At 46.0% G+C, this 23588-nt stretch carries 24 protein-coding genes; 15 read left to right on the forward strand and 9 right to left on the reverse strand.

Annotation, left to right across the window (positions count from 1 at the left end; translation table 11 throughout):
- Window positions 1–6: 6 nt before the first annotated feature.
- Genes ABJF92_RS05270 through ABJF92_RS05285 form a run of 4 tightly spaced genes read right to left on the reverse strand, consistent with a single transcriptional unit; the run spans window position 7 to window position 3549 of the window.
- Window positions 7–660, reverse strand: a complete 654-nt coding sequence (locus ABJF92_RS05270; RefSeq protein WP_446814776.1) for a DUF2848 domain-containing protein — start codon at window positions 658–660, stop codon at window positions 7–9.
- Window positions 661–668: 8 nt separating this feature from the next.
- Complete coding sequence (locus tag ABJF92_RS05275; RefSeq protein WP_446814777.1) at window positions 669–1949, reverse strand: TRAP transporter large permease; 1281 nt, start codon at window positions 1947–1949, stop codon at window positions 669–671.
- Complete coding sequence (locus ABJF92_RS05280) at window positions 1946–2479, reverse strand: TRAP transporter small permease subunit (RefSeq protein WP_446814778.1); 534 nt, start codon at window positions 2477–2479, stop codon at window positions 1946–1948. Before ABJF92_RS05280 ends, ABJF92_RS05275 begins: the two co-directional genes overlap by 4 nt.
- An 11-nt stretch (window positions 2480–2490) precedes the next feature.
- Window positions 2491–3549 (reverse strand): TRAP transporter substrate-binding protein, encoded by a 1059-nt coding sequence (locus ABJF92_RS05285; RefSeq protein ID WP_446814779.1) that lies wholly within the window; start codon window positions 3547–3549, stop codon window positions 2491–2493.
- A 193-nt stretch (window positions 3550–3742) separates the two neighbouring features.
- Between ABJF92_RS05285 and ABJF92_RS05290 the strand changes: the two genes are divergently transcribed.
- The gene (locus tag ABJF92_RS05290) at window positions 3743–4624 is read left to right on the forward strand and encodes a LysR family transcriptional regulator (protein ID WP_446814780.1); all 882 of its coding nucleotides are present in this window, start codon (window positions 3743–3745) and stop codon (window positions 4622–4624) included.
- Window positions 4625–4626: 2 nt separating this feature from the next.
- Here the strand turns inward: ABJF92_RS05290 and ABJF92_RS05295 are convergent, their stop codons facing one another.
- On the reverse strand, window positions 4627–5031 hold the full coding sequence (locus ABJF92_RS05295) for a DUF1801 domain-containing protein (protein ID WP_446814781.1): 405 nt from the start codon (window positions 5029–5031) through the stop codon (window positions 4627–4629).
- Between the two features lie 162 nt (window positions 5032–5193).
- Between ABJF92_RS05295 and urtA the strand changes: the two genes are divergently transcribed.
- The 14 genes from urtA to ABJF92_RS05365 all read left to right on the forward strand — a co-directional run bounded on the left by urtA (window position 5194) and on the right by ABJF92_RS05365 (window position 19272).
- Complete coding sequence (gene urtA, locus ABJF92_RS05300) at window positions 5194–6477, forward strand: urea ABC transporter substrate-binding protein (RefSeq protein WP_446814782.1); 1284 nt, start codon at window positions 5194–5196, stop codon at window positions 6475–6477.
- Window positions 6478–6718: 241 nt separating this feature from the next.
- A complete protein-coding gene (urtB, locus tag ABJF92_RS05305; protein ID WP_446814783.1) occupies window positions 6719–8326 on the forward strand; it encodes an urea ABC transporter permease subunit UrtB in 1608 nt (535 codons plus the stop codon).
- Window positions 8323–9456 carry an urea ABC transporter permease subunit UrtC gene (gene urtC / locus ABJF92_RS05310; protein ID WP_446814784.1) on the forward strand — a complete coding sequence of 378 codons (1134 nt, stop codon included), beginning with the start codon at window positions 8323–8325 and terminating at the stop codon, window positions 9454–9456. Before urtB ends, urtC begins: the two co-directional genes overlap by 4 nt.
- On the forward strand, window positions 9453–10319 hold the full coding sequence (urtD, locus tag ABJF92_RS05315; RefSeq protein WP_446814785.1) for an urea ABC transporter ATP-binding protein UrtD: 867 nt from the start codon (window positions 9453–9455) through the stop codon (window positions 10317–10319). Before urtC ends, urtD begins: the two co-directional genes overlap by 4 nt.
- On the forward strand, window positions 10316–11023 hold the full coding sequence (gene urtE, locus ABJF92_RS05320) for an urea ABC transporter ATP-binding subunit UrtE (RefSeq protein WP_446814786.1): 708 nt from the start codon (window positions 10316–10318) through the stop codon (window positions 11021–11023). Before urtD ends, urtE begins: the two co-directional genes overlap by 4 nt.
- Window positions 11024–11077: 54 nt before the next feature.
- Window positions 11078–12031, forward strand: coding sequence for an urease accessory protein UreD (locus ABJF92_RS05325; RefSeq protein ID WP_446814787.1), 954 nt, complete (start codon window positions 11078–11080; stop codon window positions 12029–12031).
- Between the two features lie 61 nt (window positions 12032–12092).
- Complete coding sequence (locus tag ABJF92_RS05330; protein ID WP_446814788.1) at window positions 12093–12395, forward strand: urease subunit gamma; 303 nt, start codon at window positions 12093–12095, stop codon at window positions 12393–12395.
- A 16-nt stretch (window positions 12396–12411) separates the two neighbouring features.
- The gene (locus tag ABJF92_RS05335; protein WP_446814789.1) at window positions 12412–12741 is read left to right on the forward strand and encodes an urease subunit beta; all 330 of its coding nucleotides are present in this window, start codon (window positions 12412–12414) and stop codon (window positions 12739–12741) included.
- Complete coding sequence (gene ureC / locus ABJF92_RS05340; protein WP_446814790.1) at window positions 12738–14468, forward strand: urease subunit alpha; 1731 nt, start codon at window positions 12738–12740, stop codon at window positions 14466–14468. The genes ABJF92_RS05335 and ureC overlap by 4 nt, the downstream gene beginning before the upstream one ends.
- A gap of 11 nt (window positions 14469–14479) precedes the next feature.
- Entirely contained in the window at window positions 14480–14926 is a 447-nt protein-coding gene (locus ABJF92_RS05345) for an urease accessory protein UreE (RefSeq protein ID WP_445977401.1), read from the forward strand.
- Window positions 14904–15581, forward strand: a complete 678-nt coding sequence (locus tag ABJF92_RS05350) for an urease accessory protein UreF (protein WP_446814791.1) — start codon at window positions 14904–14906, stop codon at window positions 15579–15581. Before ABJF92_RS05345 ends, ABJF92_RS05350 begins: the two co-directional genes overlap by 23 nt.
- Window positions 15582–15622: 41 nt before the next feature.
- Window positions 15623–16270 carry an urease accessory protein UreG gene (gene ureG / locus ABJF92_RS05355; RefSeq protein ID WP_446814792.1) on the forward strand — a complete coding sequence of 216 codons (648 nt, stop codon included), beginning with the start codon at window positions 15623–15625 and terminating at the stop codon, window positions 16268–16270.
- A 38-nt stretch (window positions 16271–16308) separates the two neighbouring features.
- A complete protein-coding gene (locus ABJF92_RS05360) occupies window positions 16309–16893 on the forward strand; it encodes a HupE/UreJ family protein (protein WP_446814793.1) in 585 nt (194 codons plus the stop codon).
- Between the two features lie 189 nt (window positions 16894–17082).
- Window positions 17083–19272, forward strand: coding sequence for a bifunctional diguanylate cyclase/phosphodiesterase (locus tag ABJF92_RS05365; RefSeq protein ID WP_446814794.1), 2190 nt, complete (start codon window positions 17083–17085; stop codon window positions 19270–19272).
- A 97-nt stretch (window positions 19273–19369) separates the two neighbouring features.
- Here ABJF92_RS05365 and ABJF92_RS05370 read toward each other — a convergent pair whose 3' ends face one another.
- The 4 genes from ABJF92_RS05370 to ectA form a co-directional block, all read right to left on the reverse strand.
- Entirely contained in the window at window positions 19370–20812 is a 1443-nt protein-coding gene (locus ABJF92_RS05370; protein ID WP_446814795.1) for an aspartate kinase, read from the reverse strand.
- A 221-nt stretch (window positions 20813–21033) separates the two neighbouring features.
- Entirely contained in the window at window positions 21034–21423 is a 390-nt protein-coding gene (locus tag ABJF92_RS05375; protein ID WP_445977407.1) for an ectoine synthase, read from the reverse strand.
- A 49-nt stretch (window positions 21424–21472) separates the two neighbouring features.
- Window positions 21473–22786: a diaminobutyrate--2-oxoglutarate transaminase gene (gene ectB, locus ABJF92_RS05380; RefSeq protein ID WP_446814796.1), complete on the reverse strand. Its 1314-nt coding sequence runs from the start codon at window positions 22784–22786 to the stop codon at window positions 21473–21475.
- 57 nt (window positions 22787–22843) lie between these two features.
- Window positions 22844–23341 (reverse strand): diaminobutyrate acetyltransferase, encoded by a 498-nt coding sequence (gene ectA, locus ABJF92_RS05385; RefSeq protein ID WP_446814797.1) that lies wholly within the window; start codon window positions 23339–23341, stop codon window positions 22844–22846.
- Window positions 23342–23588: the final 247 nt, after the last annotated feature.

A 23588-nucleotide genomic window follows, 5' to 3' on the forward strand; every position in this document is an offset into this window, starting at 1 on the left:
AATCCATTATTTAACCGCAGGTAACTCACGAGTTTGGTAGTCGGCTTGTATGCTTCGATTTAGCACAGGATCATGCAGAGCCATGCGGAATTTTGGCGTGTTGCGCACCCCACCAATGGCCGCAAAGGTGCCACACAACATAGCACTACCATTGTCTAATTTGGCTTTTTCAATAAGTTCGTTAAGAGGGCGAATAGCGGCCAATTTACCGCTCTGATAAAGTGTCCAACCTTCCCCTTCATCTACCCAAGATTGCATCTCAATCTGATCTAAGTGGCCTTCTACCTCTGCCAAAGGCCATAACTGCGTTGCCACAGGCTTTGGACAAACCTGCTTTGAAAAGGCGACAGAATGAGCTTCCAATTCACGGTCCGTATGATCCGAACCTAGCCCTAACCAAAAGCTGTCTTCTGCTTTAATGATCAAGGGTTCAACCTCACCAGAGGAATCACCACCAACCACTTCAACCATAGGTTGCTGAGTCAGCAACAAGTTCGAAGCGCGGTAATATAAGGGCACAGTAGAAGGTGGAGCCACACCCAACTCGGCCAGCTCATCAATATGCTCTTGTACTGCATGCTGATCTCGTGCCGTCCAACCTGCGACTACAAGGTGATTGATTAAAAATTCTTTTGCTACACCATTAATTGTAAAAAGCATACTCTTCCTTAAAAATTATCAGGTAAATACAAGGCTAAATTTGGAAAGGCGATCAATAGGAACACCATCAATAACATGATCAAAACATAAGGAATACTGCCGAGAATAACGTCCATCATGTTGCCATTCTTACGGGCGGAGTTCACCACATAAAGATTGAGCCCGACCGGTGGTGTGATCAGTGCCATTTCCACCAAGATGATCATCAAAATACCAAACCAAATCGTGTCGTAGCCCATTTGTGCAATGATCGGCACCACAATCGGAATGGTGGCCACCATCAAGGATAAGGTTTCAATAAAGAAGCCCAATACTATGTAAGTTAGGATGATCACCAACAAGGTAGCCGTAGCACTCAGGCCAAGCCCTTGTAATAAATCCTGCAGGGCTCTGCCCACACCCGCTGCGGTAAGTGCAAAGTTCAAGACATAAGCACCAATTACCACCAGCATGATCATTGCGGTGATTTTGACCGTACCTATCAGGCTACTAATGAGCATTTCTTTCGACAGAGCTTGATAAGCCAGTGCGATGATTAAAGAGATCAATACCCCAATCGCCGCGGCCTCAGTCGGGGTTGCCCAACCCATGTAGATCGAACCCACCACACTGATAAATAGAAATAAAATCGGCGTTAAGGATTTCAGCGCGATGATTTTTTCACGCCAACTACTGTGCTGCTTTGGCCCCCCTAATTTCGGGTAAACAACACACAACACTATGGTGGCTAACATAAACAATAGAGCCATCATGATGCCCGGCACAATACCCGCTAAAAACAGCTTAGGTATGGAGCTTTCGGTCAAAAAACCGTAGACAATCAAGTTGATTGAAGGGGGAATCAAAATACCCAGTGTGCCGCCTGCCGCAATGGAACCGGTGAATAATCTAGGGTCATAGCCAAGCTTCTCTGCTTGCGGAGTTGCCACGGTAGCGACCGTTGCAGCCGTCGCGACTGACGAGCCTGAGGTAGCTGAAAACATCGTCGCTGTGGCGATATTGGCATGAATCAAGCCACCCGGCAGCCAAGATACCCAAGCATTCAACGCGCTGTAAGTACGCTGTGCTACGCCACTGCGCAGTAAAATTTCGCCGATCAAGACAAAAAATGGCACCGCGATCAAAGTCGGATTATTAGACGATGACCAAACCACCTGCCCCAAACCTCGCATCAGAGGAAAAGGACTAAAAAAACTATCAACGCCAAAGGCCAATAGAAACAACACTATGCCAACAGGGATGGATAACGCTAGTAAGCCAAGCAGTCCCATTGAAGTAAATAAGATCATTGCTCGTCTCCTGTACCTATGGTTTCGTCCACTATCTGATGACGACCCTGTAACACTAATAACACTGAGAGGATCAATAACACAGAGGACGATAGGGCGAACCAAATCCAACCTGCGAACCAAATACTTTGCGGAATATACAAAGGAACCTCTAACGCGGTATTGGATAAAGCCCCACTCTTAAGAGTTTTAGTCAATACCGGCCAAGCTCGATACGCTACATAAATTGCCACATAAGAAAGCGACGCAAGGGCAATTAAGTCATATAGGGAGCGCATTTTATCGCCACCTTTTTGACGCAGTAAATCAATGCGTACATGAGCTTTAGCCGTTAAAGCAAAACAGACACCCCAGCTGGTCACTGCGGCCATTACATACCCAGAAATTTCTTCGGAGCCACTAAAGGCGACACCAAACTCTCTCAATACGATATCTACAAGAATGATGGTAATGCAGGCTAGCAAAGCTAGACCTGCAGTGACCGCCACTCCATTATTTATTCTTTTCAGAATAGAAATAATGCGAGTCATTTGAATTAGCCTTATTGAGCCGAGATTTGTATGCCAGCGGCTTTACCGACGCTCATGTTCCAACGGTTTGTCCATTCTTCCCCTGCACGATCTGCCCATTCAGGTAGCACCTTGCTGCTCAGAATATCTTTCGCTTTGGCTACGTCTTGCGCCGCAGGTTCAACCAGCACTAGGTTACGCTTGTCTCCTCTGCTACAAACGCCATTCCCTGTCAGACAAGCAATATCTTCTTCCAATGCACCTTGTGCCGCCGCCCAAGCAGGCGCCTCAAACTCTTCTGCTACAGAAGTAGCAATAAGCTCTTGATCAGCACTACTTAAATCATTCCACTTGTCTAAATTGATCGCAGTAACCACAGGATCCCAGCCACCTAACGGCAAAGTCATAAGATGAGTAGTGACTTCCCACCAACCTGCACTGTAACCAGAACCTGCACCGGTTACGGCACAATCAATTACCCCACGCTGAAGCGCTCCCGGGACTTCACCAAAGGCGATATTGACACTTTGCGCATCTAAGGCTTCAAGGAATTTAGCCGTCATGCGGCCTGACGCGCGGATTTTTAAACCCGCTAAATCATCAAGGTTACTCACTGGAGCATTACAGAATACAACCTGTGGTGGGTAAGGCACGATGGCCAACACTTTAGCGTTGAAGGTATCTTGATAAATCGATTCAATCATTGGGCGCGCTGCCTCAACAAGCGTCTTAGCTTCGGCGGCTGTGGTCGCAAGTAATGGCACATCGAGACCTTCCAAGGCTGGGGCATCGGCAACAGCATAATCCGCTACTGTCATACCGATGTCGAACACGCCATCCCCTAACATACGGAAAACATCGCCGCCGCCAATCCCCATTTGATCATGGGTGGTCATCGCGACTTCAAACTCACCATTAGTTTTTGCAGGAATGGTTTGATTCCAAAAGGGCTGCTCAAATTGCTTATGCAGAGGCAAACTACTCCAGCTACCTACCACCGATAGCATTTCGCTAGCGCTAGCCTGAGTAGACAATGTGGCCGCCAAAACAGAAGTGGCTAGAAAACTTCTCGAATTCATTTTAGTCATCATGTTCTCTTCCTGTAATTTTCAGTTTGTTTAATGTCTCAACTCTCACCCGATGTCATTATTAGCCCCTATTTTTAAGGCTTGAATTCAGTGTCGAATTTAAACATGATAATGTCAATTCGTAATATTTTATCAATTGTGATCATAATTTTTGATCATGCTAATTCCTGTTCACATGGTCAAGAGGGCAAATACAATGAATTTTGATCAACTCAAGACCTTTTTGTGGGTCGCAAAATTAGGCGGTGTTAGACGTGCCGCCAGTCAGATGAACCTCTCTCAACCGGCCATTTCCGCTCGCATCAGTGCGCTGGAAGATGAACTTGGAGTAACCCTTTTCGAACGCCAAAAAACCGGTGTCGCCCTCACCAAAGAAGGTCTCCTGCTACGCGCTCACGCTGAAAAAATAGAATCCTACATGGAACAGCTAAAAGACGAGCTCACCCCAAGTGATGAGGTAAAAGGGGTCATTCGTATCGGTGTGGCAGAAACCATTGCCCAGTCTTGGTTGTCTGATTTTCTAAGTGCCTTGCGAAAACTCTACCCCAAATTAGTGGTAGAACTTTCCGTGGATATCACGGTGAATTTAAAAGACCAATTGTTATCTCACCATTTGGATTTGGCTTTTCTAATGGGGCCTTTGGCAGAAGGAAATGTTGAAAATGTGGTACTACCCACCTTTAAATTAGCTTGGTTCTGTAGTGTTAATGAAGACTCACCTCACCCCTCTACATCCCCTATCATGTCCTTTTCACGCCTCTCTCGCCCTTACCAAAATCTCATCTCGGAGCTCATGCACAGATACGGTTCCGTGGGTCAAATTTTCCCCTCCACATCCTTGTCCACCAGCTTCGAAATGGTGGCGTCGGGCATCGGCATTGGCGCACTCCCGACTCAGTTAGCACAGCGCTTTATCAAAGATAAACGCATCAAAACTTTTAGCCCGGGCTGGCGACCAAAAGACTTGCTCTTTACCGCTTCGTACCTTAACGACCCAAGGTCGGAAATTGTCCATAAAAGTGCCTTGTTGGCCGCAGAAATCGCCCAACAATATGCAAAACAAAAAGATGTTATTTGATGTCATGCCCCCAGCATAGGCAGATGCTTGCGGTGTTTATAGGTCAACGCCAACTGAATACAGTGAGCCAGTTCTGGACGTTTAAAATCATAGTCTAGAGGCATCACCAAGGCTCGATTGCCCTCATAAGTAAACGCCTCGCTATACAATTCTTGATAGGTTGCCACCAGCTTAGTTTGACAATGCACATAGAGGTAGAGGCGATTACCATGGTCACTCTGCCAGTCAAGTCGGATACTCGTACCGGTTTTTACCCCATAGCTTAACTGCCCCCATTTAAGAGATTCTTCAACTGGCCCACACTGATTTTCTTCAGCAACTTGCCGTATCAAGTCCCTAAGCTGAGACAACTTTTCAGTGACTGATACTGGATAACTGGCCATTTTTTCAGATATTGTGTGCATCATTCCATGCTTCCTATGCCTCGCCATTAGTAGTATTCGCTATAGGTATACGTCATTTGACGTATACCTGAGGGTCATTCAGCGAATACTTTTTTGCGCATCGTTATTCAATACTAGCACTACATTAGCAAATTCACTTTAGATAACAGATAGGAAGACTCAACCATGAAAGTAAAGACGTTAGTTTCCGCAATTGCTTTATCCGGTGCAACTCTAGTTGCCCTACCATCTTTCGCTGCTGATACCATTAAAGTTGGGGTACTACACTCCCTATCTGGCACCATGGCGATCTCTGAAACCACGCTAAAAGACACGGTCTTGATGATGGTGGAAGAGCAAAACAAAAAAGGTGGATTGTTAGGCAAACAGCTTGAAGCCGTTGTGGTTGACCCTGCATCTAACTGGCCGCTGTTCGCTGAAAAAGGTCGTGAGTTGCTAACCCAAGATAAAGTAGATGTTATTTTCGGTAGCTGGACATCGGTTTCTCGTAAATCTGTACTGCCGGTTCTTGAAGAGTTGAACGGCTTGATGTTTTACCCAGTACAGTATGAAGGTGAAGAGTCTTCTAAAAACGTTTTTTATACTGGCGCTGCGCCAAACCAACAAGCGATTCCTGCTGTTGATTACCTAATGAATGATCTAGGTGTAGAGCGTTTTGTACTTGCCGGCACTGACTATGTTTACCCACGTACCACCAACAAAATCCTTGAAGCTTACTTAAAAGCGAAAGGTGTGGCGGGCGAAGATATCATGATCAACTACACACCATTTGGTCATTCAGACTGGCAATCGATTGTTTCTGATGTGAAGAAGTTTGGTAGTGAAGGTAAGAAAACTGCGGTTGTTTCCACTATTAATGGTGATGCCAACGTACCTTTCTACAAAGAATTGGGTAACCAAGGTATCTCTTCTGAAGATATTCCAGTGGTTGCCTTCTCGGTTGGTGAAGAAGAACTTTCTGGCTTAGACACCACCCCTCTTGTTGGTCACCTTGCTGCTTGGAACTACTTCCAAAGTGTCGAAAGCGATGCTAACGAGGAGTTCATCACTCAATGGAAGGCTTACACCAAAAACCCTGATCGTGTAACCAATGACCCAATGGAAGCGACTTACATCGGTTTCAACATGTGGGTAAATGCAGTGAAAGATGCCGGCACCACTGATGTCGATGCCGTTGAACAAGCCATGATTGGTCAAGAAACGCCTAACCTGACTGGCGGCATCGCCGTGATGAACAAAAACCACCATTTGAGCAAACCAGTGCTGATTGGTGAAATCCAAGACGACGGCCAATTTGAAGTCGTTTGGGAAACCGACGGTGTTGTACCAGGTGATGCTTGGTCTGACTTCTTGCCAGGTTCGAAAGACCTTATCTCTGATTGGACAGCGCCTATTAAGTGCGGTAACTACAATATTAAAACCGAAGCTTGTTCAGGCCAGAACTACTAAGTTTTTAGCAAGCTATAACTTGTTAACTTAGCATTTTCCCAGTGTTGACATTTCCCCCCTGCTGACGCCTAGCAGGGGGAATTTTTTAAAGCGAAATTCAAATCAGATTATTAACGAAACTTCTTTTCAGAACCCTTTTTGTGACCTCTTGCTCATCAAGTTTGGCAATTTATGGATAGCAAGTAATGACTAAAAATCGCCTTTTAAAGAATTGCGTAACCTCTTATTCGCGACATGGAGTATGACCTTGAGACATTTAATGGCACTTTGTTGCTGTCTTTTTGGACTCTTATCTTTTTCAGCCCATAGCGCTGATGCAGCCCCGACAGAAACCTTACTGACTGAGCTTGCTGATGCCAAACTGAAAGATATGGCCCCTATTTTAGAACAGCTAGCAAACAATGAAGGAGAAGCTATCCTGCCGCTTTTCCATACCTTACTAGGGGGTGATCTTTACTATATAAGAAAAGATAAGAGCCTAGTGGAGAAGTTCGATGATCAAGGTACTACTTTGTATCGAGATGTTTTCAACCAAACTATAGTGCCAAACCTTGGTAAACGAGATGTTAAAAAGATACGCGTAAACAATACGTTACGTGGTTATCTACGTAATGCCATCGCGCAAATTCAACTCACGGCTACATCGCCTTTAGTGCGCGAATCCGCGGTGAGAGAGCTGCTGTCTAAACTCGACGATAAGACGGTTGCCGTACTAGAAACGCTTTACCCAAAAGAGCAAAACGCTAAGGTTAAAGATGCCATGGGATTGGCGTTAGCCATGCACACAGCCAGTTCAACGCAAGTGAGTGTGTCTCAGCGTTTAACGGCCATTGAGCGATTGTCCACCAGCCTAGAAGGGGATGTCCGTAACGCCTTAACTAAACTGGTCAAAGACGACAACCCGGATGTAGTAGAAAGCGCGACCTTAGCACTTGAAAAAATTGCCCAACGGGCAGAACGCTTTGCCTTTGTTGACCAATTATTTTTCGGCTTGAGCCTTGGCTCTGTGCTGCTATTAGCGTCCATTGGCTTGGCAATTACCTTTGGTGTTATGGGTGTGATCAACATGGCCCATGGTGAAATGATCATGCTTGGGGCTTACACCACTTATGTGGTTCAGCTAATCATGCCCAATTATATCGACCTTTCTATTTGGGTCGCCATTCCTGCCGCTTTTCTCGTCTCTGGTTTAATGGGGGTATTGATCGAACGTTTGGTGATTCGTCATCTGCACGGCCGCCCTCTAGAAACACTGCTGGCCACCTTTGGTATCAGTTTGATACTACAACAACTGGTACGTACTATTTTCTCACCCCTTAACCGTCAGGTGTCTACACCGAGTTGGATGAGTGGTTCATGGGAAATCAACCCAGTGCTGTCACTTACCCTAAACCGTTTGTACATTTTAGCCTTCGCGCTTTTGGTCTTTATCGCCTTGGTGATCATCCTTAAGAAAACCTCACTAGGCCTCAACGTTCGTGCCGTCTCGCAAAACCGTAATATGGCCAAAGCCATGGGTGTCAAAACCCACTGGGTAGACGCCATGACCTTTGGTTTAGGATCAGGCATTGCTGGTATCGCTGGCGTGGCCCTTAGTCAGCTAACCAATGTGGGACCAAACCTAGGCCAAGCCTACATCATAGATTCCTTTATGGTGGTGGTATTTGGTGGCGTGGGTAACTTATTAGGAACATTAGTTGCGGCTTTCTCGCTTGGTATTGCAACGAAATTTTTGGAGCCGACCACTGGCGCCGTGTTGGCCGCCATCATTGTCTTGGTGTTCATTATTCTCTTTATCCAAAAACGTCCTAAAGGACTCTTTCCACAAAAAGGGAGGGCGGCAGAATGACACGTCTCACTCAATGGTTTTCAGAAGGCCGCTCGACGGGCAAACACACACTGCCGTTCGTAGTTATTTTATTGGCGGTCAGCTTATTGGCCAGTGCTGCCAACCTGTTTTTACCCGCTGACTCAGCGCTCTATGTGAGCACTTATACTATTACTCTATTGGGTAAGTATCTGTGTTATGCCATGTTGGCTTTAGCGGTGGATATTATTTGGGGCTACTGCGGCATTCTTAGCCTAGGCCATGGTGCGTTTTTCGCCCTTGGCGGTTACGCCATGGGCATGTACCTAATGCGTCAAATTGGTGACCGTGGCGTGTACGGCAATCCATTACTACCAGATTTCATGGTGTTCTTAGATTGGCAAGAACTGCCTTGGTTCTGGCTAGGCATGGATCAATTTTGGTTTGCCATGATCATGGCAGTTGCAGTTCCAGGTTTGCTGGCATTTGTGTTCGGTTGGTTGGCGTTCCGCTCCCGAGTCACAGGCGTGTATTTGTCCATCATGACCCAAGCTCTGACCTATGCCCTATTACTGGCTTTCTTCCGCAATGAAATGGGCTTTGGTGGTAACAATGGTTTAACCGACTTTAAAGAAATTTTGGGCTTTGACCTGCAAGCAGACAACACCCGTGTCAGCCTATTTATGATCACTGCTTTCTTACTGGCGATTATCTTTGTCATTAGCCAACGTATCTTGGCATCCCGTTTTGGTAAAGTGGTATTAGCGATTCGTGATGCCGAAGCTCGCTCGCGCTTTATCGGCTACCGCACGGACCGCTACAAGGTCTGGCTGTTTGTTTATTCGGCGGTCATCGCAGGTATTGCAGGGGCTCTGTATGTACCTCAAGTTGGCATTATTAACCCTGGCGAATTCTCCCCGATCAACTCCATAGAGATGGTCATTTGGGTAGCTGTTGGAGGACGTGGCACCTTAATCGGAGCGGTTATTGGCGCCATCTTGGTGAACTATGCCAAAACACGTTTCACTGCCATTTTACCAGACGCTTGGTTATTCGCATTAGGGGCTATGTTTGTACTAGTGACCCTGTACTTACCCAAAGGACTCATGGGCTTATATGAAAAAATGATGGCTAAACGCCGTCCACAAGGCAGAAAGGAGTCGCAAGCATGAGCACTCTCAACAATACCGTAGAGAATTTTCGCTCCACTTTCCGTCGTGACCAAGTTTGGCCTTTCTTAGTGCCAACACAAAGCGCGGTCAACGTGGACAACCAAATGATCCTCTACGTTGAAGACTTGAACTTGAGCTTTGATGGCTTCAAAGCCCTAAACAATTTGAATCTATACGTTAACGACGGTGAGCTACGCTGTCTCATTGGCGCCAACGGTGCTGGTAAAACAACCTTGATGGACGTGATTACCGGTAAAACGCAGTGTGATTCGGGCACCGTTTTCTTCGGGCAAAACCATAACCTGCTCAACAAAGACGAAGCGGAAATTGCCCAGTTGGGCATAGGTCGTAAGTTTCAAAAACCGACCGTTTTTGAAGAGCAAACCGTATTTGATAATTTAGAATTGTCACTGAAAACGGATAAAGGGGTATTACCCACGCTGTTTTCTTGCCTAACGCCCACCCAGATTGATCGCATTGACGAGGTGCTGAAAATCATTGGTTTGGCAAAACACCGCTTCATGTTGGCCGGGGCTTTATCCCACGGTCAAAAACAGTGGTTAGAAATTGGGATGTTGTTAGCCGCTGACCCTCGCCTATTACTGATCGATGAACCCGTGGCAGGTATGACAGCCCAAGAAACAGAACGTACCGCTGAGTTACTAACCTCCTTAGCAGGAGAGCGCACAGTGATTGTAGTAGAGCATGACATGGAATTTGTACGTAGCATCGCCCGTACCGTCACCGTGTTGCACCAAGGTTCCGTCCTAGCAGAAGGCACTATGGACCAAATCCAAAGCAACAAAGACGTCATTGAAGTCTACCTAGGGGAAGAAGCGGCAAGTGAAGGAGCGAAAGCATGATTTCTATTAATAATGTTGACCAATTGTACGGTGGCACTCAAATTTTATGGGGCTTGGATTTAGACATTGTACCAGGTTCCATTACCTGCATTATGGGCCGTAACGGGGTGGGTAAAACCACCTTACTAAAAGCCATTATGGGCTTGTTGCCGATAAAAAGTGGCGACATCACGATGGAAGGCCAAACCCTTAGCAAGCAAAGTGCAGAAAAACGTGCCTACTCTGGCATTGGTTATGTGCCTCAAGGACGAGATATTTTCCCTATGCTCACGGTGGAAGAAAACCTGCGTATTGGCTTGCCCGTACGCGGCAAACGCACCAAGGATTCACCAAAAGAGATTCCAGAGAAAATCTTTGAACTGTTCCCTGTGTTAAAAGATATGCTACACCGCCGTGGTGGTGATTTATCCGGCGGTCAGCAACAGCAATTGGCCATTGGGCGAGCGCTGGTACTCGAACCGAAAGTGTTGATTCTGGACGAGCCAAATGAAGGGATACAGCCGAATATCGTTAAACAAATTGGCGATGTCATTCTAAAATTAAACGCCGAAGAAGGGTTAACTGTGATCCTTGTGGAGCAAAAACTGGGCTTTGCTCGCCGTGTCGGCAAAGAGTTCCGTTTAATGGAAAAAGGCCGCATTGTGGCCTCAGATAAAATGGAAAAGCTCGATGATGACTTGATTAAACAATACTTGGCGGTTTAATTTAATGGTATTCATGGCAAATTAAACCATTGCGAGGCAGACAGAGTTCCCCCTATGACAGACCAAAGTAACCTCGCCCTAAGCCCTATCGAGACACTCACAAGTGCCATCGAGACACCCACAAGTGCCACTGACAAGCCGACCAAAAGTGCTTTAACCGTGCTTTCGCCTTCTCAGTGGCAAGCCTTTTTAACCCTAGGCATTAGCAAAACATCCCGTGGTAGTGTTCTGAAAACTTGTGACCACAAGGGCCCTTTATACGTACAAAAAGCCTTTTATCCAGAAGGCAAAGACACCGCCCACATTTATTTATTACACCCACCGGGCGGCTTAGTGTCCGGAGATGAGCTCACCATTACGGCAAATCTTGGCTCTGATACTCATGCACTCATCACTACCCCTGGCGCGGGTCGTGTTTACCGTGCCCGAGAAGATAAAACGCTACAACACCAGATCACCTGTTTGAACGTCGAGCAAAACGCCATTATGGAATGGCTACCACAAGAAACCATCCTGTACCCTAATGCTCACACCCGCTTAGAAAACCGCATTAACCTTGCTGAAGGTGCCAAATTTATTGGTTGGGAAATCACCTGTTTTGGGCTACCCGCCAACCAATTAGATTTTGCCCAAGGCCAAGCTGAGCAAGGCTTTGAAGTACGCCAGCAAGGTCAATTAAAAGTACGAGAGCGGCTCATCATAGATCAATCCAAACCTTCGATCTTAAACGCTAAAGCGGGCATGAATGGTTTACCTATCAATGGACTAATGGTGGCAGGACCTTTTAATGAGCCCGCCTCTTTGGAGCCATTAATCGACGCCTTGCGTGAACTTTGCCAAGACCATAATGCCCTATGCGGCGTTACCTTGGTGGAAGAGTATTTACTGGTACGTAGCTTGCACAATGATTCGGAACAGATGAAACAAGTGTTTAGCCAGTGTTGGCGCTTAATACGCCCACAACTTATTGATAAACAGGCTTGCGAACCCAGAATTTGGGCCACCTAGATAACACCTTAGGTCCTCCAGAATTATCGCCAAAATTAAGAGAAGTAAAAGGGTACATACTATGGAATTGCTGCCAAGAGAAAAAGATAAACTACTGGTCTTCACGGCTGCCCTACTTGCCGAACGTCGCCTTAACCGCGGCTTGAAACTTAACTACCCAGAAGCTATGGCGTACATCACCATGGAAATTATAGAAGGCGCACGAGACGGTAAAACCGTTGCAGAGTTAATGAGCTATGGCAAAACCTTACTCAGCGCTGAGCAAGTCATGGATGGTGTCGCAGATCTCATCCATGAAGTTCAAGTAGAAGCTACCTTCCCTGACGGAACTAAGCTTGTCACCGTCCACCATCCTATTAACTGAGCCCAAGGAGGCATCCATGACCCCAGGTGAAATTCAGGTTGCTGAGGGCGTTATTGAGTTAAATGTCGGCCGCGAAACGCGACGCATCAGAGTCGAAAACACAGGGGACCGGCCGGTACAAATAGGTTCCCATTACCACTTTTATGAAGTCAATCCGGCTTTATCTTTTGACCGTGAATTGAGCAAAGGTTTTCGTTTAAACATTGCCTCAGGGACAGCAGTACGTTTTGAGCCCGGCCAAGGTCGTGAAGTAGAACTGGTCGAATACGCAGGCAGTAAAACCATCTATGGTTTCCGTGGCGAGATCATGGGCAAACTCGATGCTAAAACAGGAGACGATCAATGAGCGAATCCAACAAACCCAACACAGCCCAAATGGATCGTCAAAGTTATGCACAAATGTTTGGTCCTACCACAGGTGACAGAGTGCGTCTTGGCGATACCGACCTGTGGATTCAGGTGGAGAAAGACTTCACTACCTACGGGGACGAAGTAAAGTTTGGCGGCGGTAAAGTGATTCGTGATGGCATGGGACAAAGCCAAGTGACTAACGCTATTGCCGTAGACCTAGTCATCACCAACGCGCTTGTACTGGACCACTGGGGCATCGTCAAAGGTGATGTGGGTGTCAAAGATGGCCGTATTTTTAAAGTTGGTAAAGCCGGTAACCCAGATGTTCAAGACAATGTGGATATTATTATTGGCCCTGGCACAGAAGTGATTGCTGGTGAAGGTTCGATTCTGACCGCTGGCGGCATCGACGCTCACATTCACTTTATTTGCCCACAACAAATTGAAGAAGCCCTCACCTCTGGGGTCACCACCATGATAGGCGGTGGTACTGGCCCAGCAACAGGCACCAATGCTACTACCTGTACTTCTGGCCCTTGGTATCTGGGTAAAATGATGCAAGCGACTGATAGTATGCCCATGAACCTAGGCTTTCTAGGAAAAGGTAATGCCAGCTTGCCCGAAGCGTTAGAAGAACAGCTTGAAGCCGGTGCATTTGGTCTGAAACTTCACGAAGATTGGGGCACTACGCCCGCCTCGATTGATTGTTGCCTAAGTGTGGCAGAAAAATACGATGTGCAGGTGGCCATTCATACCGACACTCTAAACGAATCGGGTTTTGTAGACAGCACACTGGATGCCTTCAAAGATAGGGTAATACATACTTACCACACAGAAGGTGCTGGCGGTGGCCATGCGCCAGACATTATTCAGGCTTGCTCTAATCCTAATGTCTTGCCCTCTTCCACCAACCCGACTCGTCCTTACACCCACAACACGGTGGATGAACATCTAGACATGCTGATGGTCTGTCACCATTTGGACAGTAATATCCCTGAAGATGTGGCCTTTGCTGATTCTCGTATTCGTAAAGAAACCATTGCCGCGGAAGACATTCTTCATGACCGTGGTGCATTCAGTATGATTTCTTCCGACTCCCAAGCCATGGGCCGTGTAGGGGAAGTGGTGACGCGGACTTGGCAAACCGCCCACAAGATGAAGCAGCAGTTTGGCCTGTTAGCAGAAGACCAAGAGCTGGGAGCAGATAACTTCCGTGCTCGTCGTTACATTGCCAAATACACCATTAACCCAGCCATTGCCCACGGCGTAAGCCATGAGATTGGCTCGATTGAACCGGGTAAATTAGCGGATCTGGTATTATGGAAACCCGCGTTTTTCGCGGTCAAACCTTCCATGATCATCAAGGGTGGCATGATTGCCAGTGCGCCTATGGGTGACCCAAACGCCTCGATCCCAACGCCGCAACCTGTGCATTATCGCCCTATGTTTGGCGCTTTTGGCAAAGCGGCCGCCGCCACCTCACTAACTTTTGTTTGTGAAGCGGCATTACACAACGGCTTGAAAGAGAAACTTGGCCTAGAGCGCACATTAGTAGCCTGTAAAAACACCCGTAACATTTCTAAATTAGATATGGTTCACAACAACTGGTTACCAAATATTAGCGTCGACCCACAAACCTACGAGGTGCGTGCCGATGGCGAATTGCTCACTTGTGAACCCGCCAAAACCTTACCGTTGGCTCAGCTTTACACTTTATTTTAGGACGACATATTATGTTAGATATTTACCAGCGCTTGGGCTGTCATTGCCACGAGCCTGTTTACACCAAGGTTGTACTTAGCCATGAACAAAGAGAACGCGGCCGCTTAAAGTTGGTAGGCACCAATAACGAAGAAGTGCGAGTGTTTCTAGAGCGTGGCAAGCCTCTATTGGTGGGCGAATACCTAAAATCTGAATGCGGCAAAATAGTCCAAGTGGAAGGAGCGGTGGAAAGTGTCGCCCACGCCAGCTGCGATGATTGGGAAAACTTTTCTAAAGCCTGCTATCACTTAGGCAACCGCCATACCAAGATTCAAATTGGTGAGCGCTGGCTGCGCATCAAACCCGACCATGTGCTTGAAGAAATGCTGCATCTGTTAGGTTTGGTGATCAGCCACGAAGAAGCCGTTTTTATTCCCGAGTCAGGAGCTTATAGCCATGGTCATCACAGCCACGGATAGCAACCTGTTACGACTATTACAGCTTAGTAGTGTCAGCTTACCTGTGGGGGGCTATGCCTTTTCCCAGGGTATGGAATATGCCATTGATCGAGGCTGGGTAAAAAAACAGCAAGAGGTAGAAGATTGGATTAGCGTTCAATTGCATCAATCCCTTGCACGAATGGACTTGCCCATTTTGAGGTTGTGCCTAGAAGCTTGCCGAAGCCAATCCAGTGAGCGCCTAGAGGAACTTAACCAGCTGGTGTTGGCCTGTCGGGAAACGAAAGAACTGCGGTTGAACGACACAGCTATGGGCGAAGCCCTATCTCGGCTCATGCAGAGTTTGGAGATACCTTCGCCCTTCACCCGCAGCCAAGATGTCAGCTTTGTCTGCCTGTTCGCACTGGTTTGCCACCATTGGCAAATTCCATTTGAGTTGGCAGCACTGGGCTTTACTTGGTCTTGGTTAGAAAATCAGGTGGCTGCCGCCACCAAACTGGTGCCTCTGGGACAAACCCAAGCACAGCAGTTATTGGGCACGTTACAACTTGATATTAATGAGGCGATCCGTCTGTCGAAAAGTATCACAGAAGACAGAGTCGGCGCTGGTTTGCCCAGCATTGCTATTGCCAGCTCATTACATGAAACACAATATTCACGACTGTTTCGTTCTTAACGGGTCGCGACGAATCTTCTATTTTGTATAAGGAATACACCATGAGTAAACCAAAACAAACTTTACGCGTTGGCGTTGGCGGCCCAGTTGGGTCAGGAAAAACCGCACTGTTGCGCTCATTGTGCTCAGCGTTACGTGATTATTATAATATCGCCGTGGTGACCAACGATATTTACACGCAAGAAGACGCAAAATTCTTAACCGCCCACCAAGCACTGGATGAAGACCGTATTCTGGGTGTCGAGACGGGAGGCTGTCCCCATACCGCGATTCGTGAAGACGCCTCCATGAACCTAGCGGCTATTGACCAACTCTTGGCTCGTCATGGTGAACTGGATGTAGTGTTTGTGGAAAGTGGTGGTGATAACCTCAGCGCAACCTTTAGTCCAGAACTGTCTGATCTAACGATTTATGTGATCGACGTGTCAGCAGGGGACAAGATTCCACGCAAAGGAGGGCCGGGTATTACTAAGTCCGATCTATTGATTATCAACAAGACAGACCTAGCTCCTTTGGTTGGAGCGTCCTTAGACGTTATGGACCGTGATGCGAAAATGATGCGCGGCGATCGCCCTTTTGTTTTTTCCAACCTGAAAAAAGCCGAAGGCTTGGACCAAATCATTCAATTTATCATCCGTGAAGGTATGTTAGAATCCAAAGCTATTCCAGCCGCAAGAGCGGTGGTTTAAATAAGTACGTTTTTTTATTTATTTTTAGGAGATTTCACATGCGTCTACATACGCTAAAACTAAGCCTTGTGGCTTTCATTACCGCCCTACCCGCTCTTGTATTTGCTCACGCTGGTCATGAACACACGTCCAGCTTTATGACAGGTTTCTTGCACCCAATGGGTGGCTTTGATCACCTATTGGCGATGTTTGCTGTCGGCCTTTGGGCTGCAACCCTAGGAGGGCGTGCTGTATTGACTGTGCCTATGGCTTTCGTTGCAACCATGTTGATTGGTGGTGGCCTAGCGGTTGCAGGCATGGCCGTGCCTTTCATTGAGCAAGGTATCTTGTTGTCTGTGATTGTGATGGGTGCTTTGTTGGTAGGTGCTGCACGCTTCCCTGCGATTATCTGCGCGGCCATTGCAGGTGTCTTTGCCCTGTTCCACGGTGCCGCTCACGGCCTAGAAATGCCTTTAAATGCTAACGGTATGGAATATGCAGCTGGCTTCGCACTCGCTACGATTGCGCTACACCTTGTTGGCCTAGGCTTTGGACAAGTGTTTACCCGCCTACAAACACCAATGATTTCTCGTCTAGTCGGTAGCATCATTGCCATTGCTGGCGTGGTTATGTCTTTCGCATAACAGCATTAGACTAGCCACTAATTCCCAATAACACTAAAGACTCAGTTAACTCATTGTTATCTGAGTCTTTTTTTCTTGATATAAAATGAATAAAGTCATCTAAAAAAACTTTGGTAGTTTACTAATGTTGAAAAAAGGCTGAGAATGTTTGGCAACTTCATTCTCTTTTAACGCTAAGGTACTTATTCTTTGCGCCAGCCCATAAAGCAATTACCGGCCATTGCCCTATCAATCATTACCTTTATGTTTTTATCGGTAATTGGTGTGTATTGGGCACATATGTCTAATAATGCAACACAGGCCGAACAAAAGTTTTTATTAGGCGGCATTGCCCGATCCCAGGCCTCCATTGTGGAGCGCCGCCTTGCATTAGCCTTTACCTCGGCGCAAATGCTGGCTCACGATATTGAAAAGAGCAACGGCGACTCACGAAACTTTCAGTCCTATGCTAAGGATATTCGCGCCACCATTGGCGGGATACACAGCTTACAATTGGCTCCTGATGGTATCATTCGCAAAATTGACCCGCTTGAAGGCAACGAAACCGCCCTTGGGTTAAACATCATTACGCACCCTAGTTTAAAAGAAGAGACTCAAAGAGCGATCAAAAACAAAGAGATGCTGATTATTGGGCCGCTTCAACTTGTTCAAGGCGGTGAGGCTATCATTAGCCGATCACCTATTTTTTTAGACAGCAATACTGATAAAGAGAGGTTTTGGGGCTTTTCCTCTGCTGTCATCCTTTCAAACAGCTTGTTCCAGTCAACCAATTTACAAGAGCTGGAAAACCAAGGTTACAGCTACCAGCTTGCTCGCAACCAGCTAGGCAGTAACAGTCGCACACTTTTCTTCAGTTCCGAGCTGCCGCTTTCTGAAACTTACGCTTCCATTGACCTTATTCTGCCTGCTGGTAATTGGTCATTAAGCATAGGTCGCGACATCAGCGCACTATTAATGGACCGGTTGCGTTTTGGCTACTCTCTAACCTTATTGATTGCATCACTTGCGGCTTTCTCGGTCTACTTTGTCACCTCGCAACCATTGAAGTTGCGTAAACTGGTTAGTGAAAAAACTCAAGCGTTACAAGATTTAGCCTATAAAGACCCTTTAACGGGTCTCTACAATAGACGCTATTTAACCGATACGCTTCCGAAACTACTGCTTAATAATCAAACTAAACTCAATACGTCGGCGTTTATTTATTTTGATTTAGATGACTTTAAGCGTATCAATGACACCATAGGTCATGATGTGGGTGACCAAGTATTGGAGATTGTGGCTCAACGCCTAGTTCGCATCGTCAAAGAAAAAGATACGGTTGTTCGATTAGGTGGAGACGAATTTGGCATTTACCTGAGCAGTATCCTTAACCCTCATGAGGCAGAAGAAATCGCGAACCAAGTGCTCGAAGCTATTCACGCCCCTCTAAAAATTGATATCCGGGATTTTTACCTAACCACATCTTTGGGCATCGCCATGATTCCAGAGCACGGTAACGATCTTGTGACCATTATGCAGAATGCCGATATGGCCCTATACGAATCCAAATTGCAGGGTAAAAACCAGTGCTCATTTTACGACGAGAAAATGAAAGAGCAGGCCATCAACTTGGCTCAAGTGGAGTCTGATATCTCCCATGCCTTGCAGCATCAGGAGTTTGAACTGTATTTCCAACCGATTTTTGACTTATCCAGCAAAAAGATCATCGGCGCCGAGGCGCTGATTCGCTGGAACCATCCAGACAAGGGTTTGGTTTTTCCTGATAAATTCATTACTCTGGCAGAAGACACTGGTCAGATTGTTGATATAGGCTACTGGGTTATTGAAAGTGCGATCCAATACTTAGCCCGCCGTCACAAAGAGGGTCACCCGAATATTCTCTTGCACGTAAATTTATCCCCTCTTCAGTTAGCGGATCCAAACCTTTTAGAGCAAGTTAAATTTTTACTTGGAAAATACCAAGTAGACGGTAGTTGTTTGGGGTTTGAGGTCACAGAAACGGCACTATTAAGTGATACTAAGTTAGCCATCTCAATACTCAATTCTTTTAAGAGCATGGGGATTTATATTGCTATCGATGACTTTGGTATTGGCTACTCTTCACTGGGTCAACTTAAAAATCTTCCGGTTAATCAGCTTAAAATTGATCGCAGTTTTGTGATGGATTTAGAAACCGATTTGGACGATAGAAAGATTGTCGAAGCCATTATTGCCATGAGCCACAAACTTGGCATTAAAGTCATCGCCGAGGGCATAGAAACCATGGAGCAATGGCAAATGCTGTCAGATTTCCACTGTGACTTTGGTCAAGGGTATGTGGTCAGCCGCCCTATTCCGGAAGCCGAGTTTAATGCTCGTCCCCAGTTAGAGCTTACTTAAACAAACACTTTCGCCACAAAAAAGCCCTAAGCCAACCCCTATATAAAGGTCATGACTTAAGGCTTTTTATAGTTTTTAAAATTATAGTTCTAAAATACTAGGACGCTAGACAGATAGCTCTGCCATGGTTGTGTACTTCAACCAATTCTTTGTGCAGGCTACAAATAGCTTTCTCGTAATCTTCTTCATCAATGACAAACTGCATATCCACCTGACGCATAGATTGGTGCATTGCCAAGACGTTGACTTCTTGTTCCGCAATGGCTTTTACCGCTTTCGCTAACATACCAGTCGTTTTCATATCGCTACCAATAGCTGAAACAATGGCCACTTTACGTTGATTAATCTCGGCATCGTTGAAGCATTCATGTAGCTGTTTCATGACTCGCTTCAAGGTTTTAAGATTAATGGCCAAGTAATGGGTAATGGTATTGGCGTTAATATCTTTGGCAATGATATGAGCGTTAAAGCGATTCAAAACTTTTAGAATGGCGCCATCAAACTCGTCGATATCGCCCGCCATGTCTTGATCAAATACTTCTACCGCAAAGACGCCACGACAGCCTGCGATGATTTCGACACAAGGCGCATCACTAACGTAATCACCTGTAATCAAAGTACCGGTATGCTCTGGCTCAAAGGTGTTTTTCACCCGTAAAGCAATACCACTTTGACGCAGACCTTTCGCCGCTTTCGGATGGATAGCTTCCATTCCCAAATTTGCTAACTGATCGGCCACATCATAGTTAGTTCGCCCAATTGGCACGGCTTTGTCTTCTCCCACTAGGCGCGGGTCAGCACTGCTTAAGTGGAATTCTTTGTGAATCACCGCTTCGTAAGCTTGGGTCAAAACCGCAATGCGACTAAAGGTCATTTCACTGTAGCCACGATCAAATGTCGACATTAAGCCAGTTTCACTGTGCGCATAGCCTGTGGCAACCGGTAACTCAGTATTCATGTCTACATTTTTGAATGCATCGACAATGCGCTCGTCCAAAGACATATGGACTGAGCTATTCCAACCAGTCAAATCCACAAACACGGCATTAACGCCATCACGCTTTAACAAGGTCGCGGTATTCCAAGCACTGTGAGCTTCACCAATACTGGCAAGCATTTCACGTACTGTGGAAAGGTGCTCGTTAATAGAAAAGTGTCCGTGTTGGCAAAGGCGATGTAAGTCTTCCAAGCATTCCTGAGCATCTTGTAAGCGGCTGTTTAAAAAGCGGTTCGCTTGCGCTAGTAATTCCCCTGGACCAAACAAAGATTCGTTTATCGACAGCATGGATTCACGAACTTCCTGCAGCGCTGCGGCCCAATGGTTTTGCTGACGCTCTTGAGCGAACAAAGCATAAACCCCTGCATCGCCTGTTTTCTTATGTTCAAGCAGTTTATCTGTCATACCACCGTAAGCGGATACAACAAATACACGTTGGTAAATCGTATCTGCGCGAACGGGCTTAAAAACTATATTATCTCGTACCGACTGGTAGTCACTCATGGACGTACCGCCGATTTTCTCAACTGTATGTTGTCCCATTTTTAACCTGTAAATAAGGGGCCAAAGAGCGTACTTCGGCCATCGATAATCGCTGGCGCTATAGTGTCATAAGGTCGCCTAAAAATTAAGCGCCAAATGCACAATTCCAGCGAATATGAAAGGTTACACTTTGAAGCGCCATTTCAACCAAATAATCCTCTAGCTGGCACCAGCAAAAACAGCCCATAGTGGGCTGTTTACGACGCTTAATTTCCCAAAGGCTAGTCTATAATTTCATAGGCCCCATCGGCGTTATGGACCTCTTTACCTGTGATCGGAGGATTAAACACACAGGCCAACTTGAGCTCCTTGAAAGCTCGTAATGTGTGTGCATCATGCTTATCTAGCACATACACAACCCCAGGCTTAATCTGATGTTTTTCACCCGTTTCACGGCTTTCTACTTCGCCTTCACCCGACATGCAATAGACAGACTCGAGATGATTTTGATAGTGCATATCAAAATCTTTACCCGCATAAATGGTGGTGATATGAAAAGAAAAGCCCATATTGTCTTCTTTTAGAATGAGTCGTGTACTTTCCCAATTACCATCGGGTGAGACAACACGGCGCTCAGTTTTTTCACATTCATTTAGATCACGTGCAAACATTATTTCTCCTACTCCTTAAAAAATTAAACACTACAACCCATTTGATTGGTTACACCGCGATGTCATAGCCTTCATCAAAATAGCTTTTCGCTTCTGGCATATCGTCTTCCTTAGCGCACACTTCTCGAATGGCTTTTTCAAGGATATCTATGCCTGCAGCCAACTCATCATCTGGAATAATCAGTGGGCATAAAAATTTCACCACTTGATCATCGGCCCCAGAAGTTTCGATCATCAAACCGTTTTGGAAACATTTTTGCGTAATTTTGCTGGCCAGCTCGCCGCTCACACAGTTAATGCCACGCATCATGCCACGCCCTTGTAAGGTAAAGTTACCCTCACCAAACTCGTTCACTATGCTTTGAGTGCGCTCGTGAATGTAGTCGCCTTTGCGCTTAATGTCTTTTACAAACTGGTCATCGGCCCAGTAGTGATCAATGGCGGCTTTCGCTGTCACGAAGGCTAGGTTATTACCGCGGAAAGTACCGTTGTGCTCACCTGGCTTCCATTCATCTAATTCGGGTTTCATCAACACCACAGCAAAGGGTAATCCATAACCGCTAAGAGATTTCGACATGGTGACGATATCTGGCGTGATGCCTGCACCTTCAAAGCTGAAAAAGCTACCAGTACGACCACAACCCGCTTGAATATCATCCACGATAAGAAGCACGCCGTGCTTTTTACAAATGGTTTCCAGATTCTGCAACCAGCTATAGCTAGCGGAATTAATACCGCCTTCCCCTTGAACGGTTTCGACAATGACAGCGGCCGGAAGGTCGACACCACTGCTGGAATCGCTCAGTACTTTATCCAGATATTCAGTGGTTTCGATACCATCGCCTAAATAACCATCAAAGGGTACGGTTGAGACAGAAGCCCCTAGGCTTGTGCCCGCTGCACCACGGTGATGAGAATTACCGGTGACAGATAAAGCCCCTAAACTACAGCCATGAAAACCGTTAGTGAAACTCACAATGTTTTCACGACCTGTGACGTTACGAGCCAATTTAAGCGCTGCTTCCACCGCATTGGTACCAGTAGGACCCGTAAACTGCATCATATACTGTAGATTACGTGGTTTTAGAATATGTTCGTTGAAACTCTCCATAAACTCACCCTTAGCCTTGGTATGCAAATCCAAGCCGTGAGTGATGCCGTCATCCATGATGTAAGCTAAAAGCTTTTCTTTAAAAACTGGATTGTTATGGCCATAGTTCAATGTACCTGCTCCAGCCAAAAAGTCGATGTATTTATTACCTTGCTCATCAAAAAGTAATGCTCCTTGCGCGCGATGAAAGACGCGAGGAAATGAGCGTGCGTAGGATTGAACTTCTGATTCTAACTCTTCAAATATTTTCATTAATGGATTCCTTTATCATGATTCAAATCTAAGACATGGCCTAAATGGCCTGAAAATTTAGGCAACAATTGGCCCTATTCGAACTAAGTATTCACTGTCGTGAAGCCCCTCGAAATGGCGCTCTTTATCAAACATGAGCGTCTCATTGAGTGGCGCATTTAATTGCTTAGCTAACGCTCGAAATAAAGCCCAAGATGCCTGATTAGACTTTGTAATAGTGGTCTCTATATGGCTCACTGTTGCGCAACTTTCCCGCGATAAAAGTGCCAACAGCATGGTTTTTGCCAACCCCTTACCACGTGCGCGCTCGCCCACCGCTACTTGCCAAACAAACAAGGTGCTAGGTGATGCTGGCAACAAATAGCCAGAAACAAAACCCACCAGCTCTTCACCTTGCTTCGCCGCCATACAGGTGTCACTGAAATGACCAGCCTGCAATAAATTGCAATACACGGAGTTGCCATCAAGTGGGGGACATGCAGACACCAACTTATTTACCGCCATTCCCTCTTCCGAGGTCGGTGAAGACAATTGAATATCGCTCGCCACCATCATTCAATCTCCTTTGAAAACAAACAATATAAAAACAAAATTTCTATATTTATTAAATTTTTTAGAAAAAAATCAGCCAAATACAGAAAAAACATCAAAAAAACTACTTTGAACTCTAAATATGCTAACGAGTTAAAATGGCTTTGTCCACCAAAACAAATTAGAACTCTAATATTTTTTAAGATGTGTACATTGAGAGCTTTAGGCTTAATAAAAAAGTATGAAGTCCACTCGATAGAAGTCGAAATGC

This window comes from Marinomonas sp., assembly GCF_039940335.1.
In the GTDB taxonomy this organism is placed as follows: domain Bacteria; phylum Pseudomonadota; class Gammaproteobacteria; order Pseudomonadales; family Marinomonadaceae; genus Marinomonas.

What these genes read in the sequence shown, in the direction of transcription:
- ABJF92_RS05270 (WP_446814776.1), bottom strand. Translation starts at nt 660, where the DNA reads ATGCTTTTTACAATTAATGGTGTAGCAAAAGAATTTTTAATCAATCAC.
- ABJF92_RS05275 (WP_446814777.1), bottom strand. Translation starts at nt 1,949, where the DNA reads ATGATCTTATTTACTTCAATGGGACTGCTTGGCTTACTAGCGTTATCC.
- ABJF92_RS05280 (WP_446814778.1), bottom strand. Translation starts at nt 2,479, where the DNA reads ATGACTCGCATTATTTCTATTCTGAAAAGAATAAATAATGGAGTGGCG.
- ABJF92_RS05285 (WP_446814779.1), bottom strand. Translation starts at nt 3,549, where the DNA reads ATGATGACTAAAATGAATTCGAGAAGTTTTCTAGCCACTTCTGTTTTG.
- ABJF92_RS05290 (WP_446814780.1), top strand. Translation starts at nt 3,743, where the DNA reads ATGAATTTTGATCAACTCAAGACCTTTTTGTGGGTCGCAAAATTAGGC.
- ABJF92_RS05295 (WP_446814781.1), bottom strand. Translation starts at nt 5,031, where the DNA reads ATGATGCACACAATATCTGAAAAAATGGCCAGTTATCCAGTATCAGTC.
- urtA (WP_446814782.1), top strand. Translation starts at nt 5,194, where the DNA reads ATGAAAGTAAAGACGTTAGTTTCCGCAATTGCTTTATCCGGTGCAACT.
- urtB (WP_446814783.1), top strand. Translation starts at nt 6,719, where the DNA reads ATGACCTTGAGACATTTAATGGCACTTTGTTGCTGTCTTTTTGGACTC.
- urtC (WP_446814784.1), top strand. Translation starts at nt 8,323, where the DNA reads ATGACACGTCTCACTCAATGGTTTTCAGAAGGCCGCTCGACGGGCAAA.
- urtD (WP_446814785.1), top strand. Translation starts at nt 9,453, where the DNA reads ATGAGCACTCTCAACAATACCGTAGAGAATTTTCGCTCCACTTTCCGT.
- urtE (WP_446814786.1), top strand. Translation starts at nt 10,316, where the DNA reads ATGATTTCTATTAATAATGTTGACCAATTGTACGGTGGCACTCAAATT.
- ABJF92_RS05325 (WP_446814787.1), top strand. Translation starts at nt 11,078, where the DNA reads ATGACAGACCAAAGTAACCTCGCCCTAAGCCCTATCGAGACACTCACA.
- ABJF92_RS05330 (WP_446814788.1), top strand. Translation starts at nt 12,093, where the DNA reads ATGGAATTGCTGCCAAGAGAAAAAGATAAACTACTGGTCTTCACGGCT.
- ABJF92_RS05335 (WP_446814789.1), top strand. Translation starts at nt 12,412, where the DNA reads ATGACCCCAGGTGAAATTCAGGTTGCTGAGGGCGTTATTGAGTTAAAT.
- ureC (WP_446814790.1), top strand. Translation starts at nt 12,738, where the DNA reads ATGAGCGAATCCAACAAACCCAACACAGCCCAAATGGATCGTCAAAGT.
- ABJF92_RS05345 (WP_445977401.1), top strand. Translation starts at nt 14,480, where the DNA reads ATGTTAGATATTTACCAGCGCTTGGGCTGTCATTGCCACGAGCCTGTT.
- ABJF92_RS05350 (WP_446814791.1), top strand. Translation starts at nt 14,904, where the DNA reads ATGGTCATCACAGCCACGGATAGCAACCTGTTACGACTATTACAGCTT.
- ureG (WP_446814792.1), top strand. Translation starts at nt 15,623, where the DNA reads ATGAGTAAACCAAAACAAACTTTACGCGTTGGCGTTGGCGGCCCAGTT.
- ABJF92_RS05360 (WP_446814793.1), top strand. Translation starts at nt 16,309, where the DNA reads ATGCGTCTACATACGCTAAAACTAAGCCTTGTGGCTTTCATTACCGCC.
- ABJF92_RS05370 (WP_446814795.1), bottom strand. Translation starts at nt 20,812, where the DNA reads ATGGGACAACATACAGTTGAGAAAATCGGCGGTACGTCCATGAGTGAC.
- ABJF92_RS05375 (WP_445977407.1), bottom strand. Translation starts at nt 21,423, where the DNA reads ATGTTTGCACGTGATCTAAATGAATGTGAAAAAACTGAGCGCCGTGTT.
- ectB (WP_446814796.1), bottom strand. Translation starts at nt 22,786, where the DNA reads ATGAAAATATTTGAAGAGTTAGAATCAGAAGTTCAATCCTACGCACGC.
- ectA (WP_446814797.1), bottom strand. Translation starts at nt 23,341, where the DNA reads ATGATGGTGGCGAGCGATATTCAATTGTCTTCACCGACCTCGGAAGAG.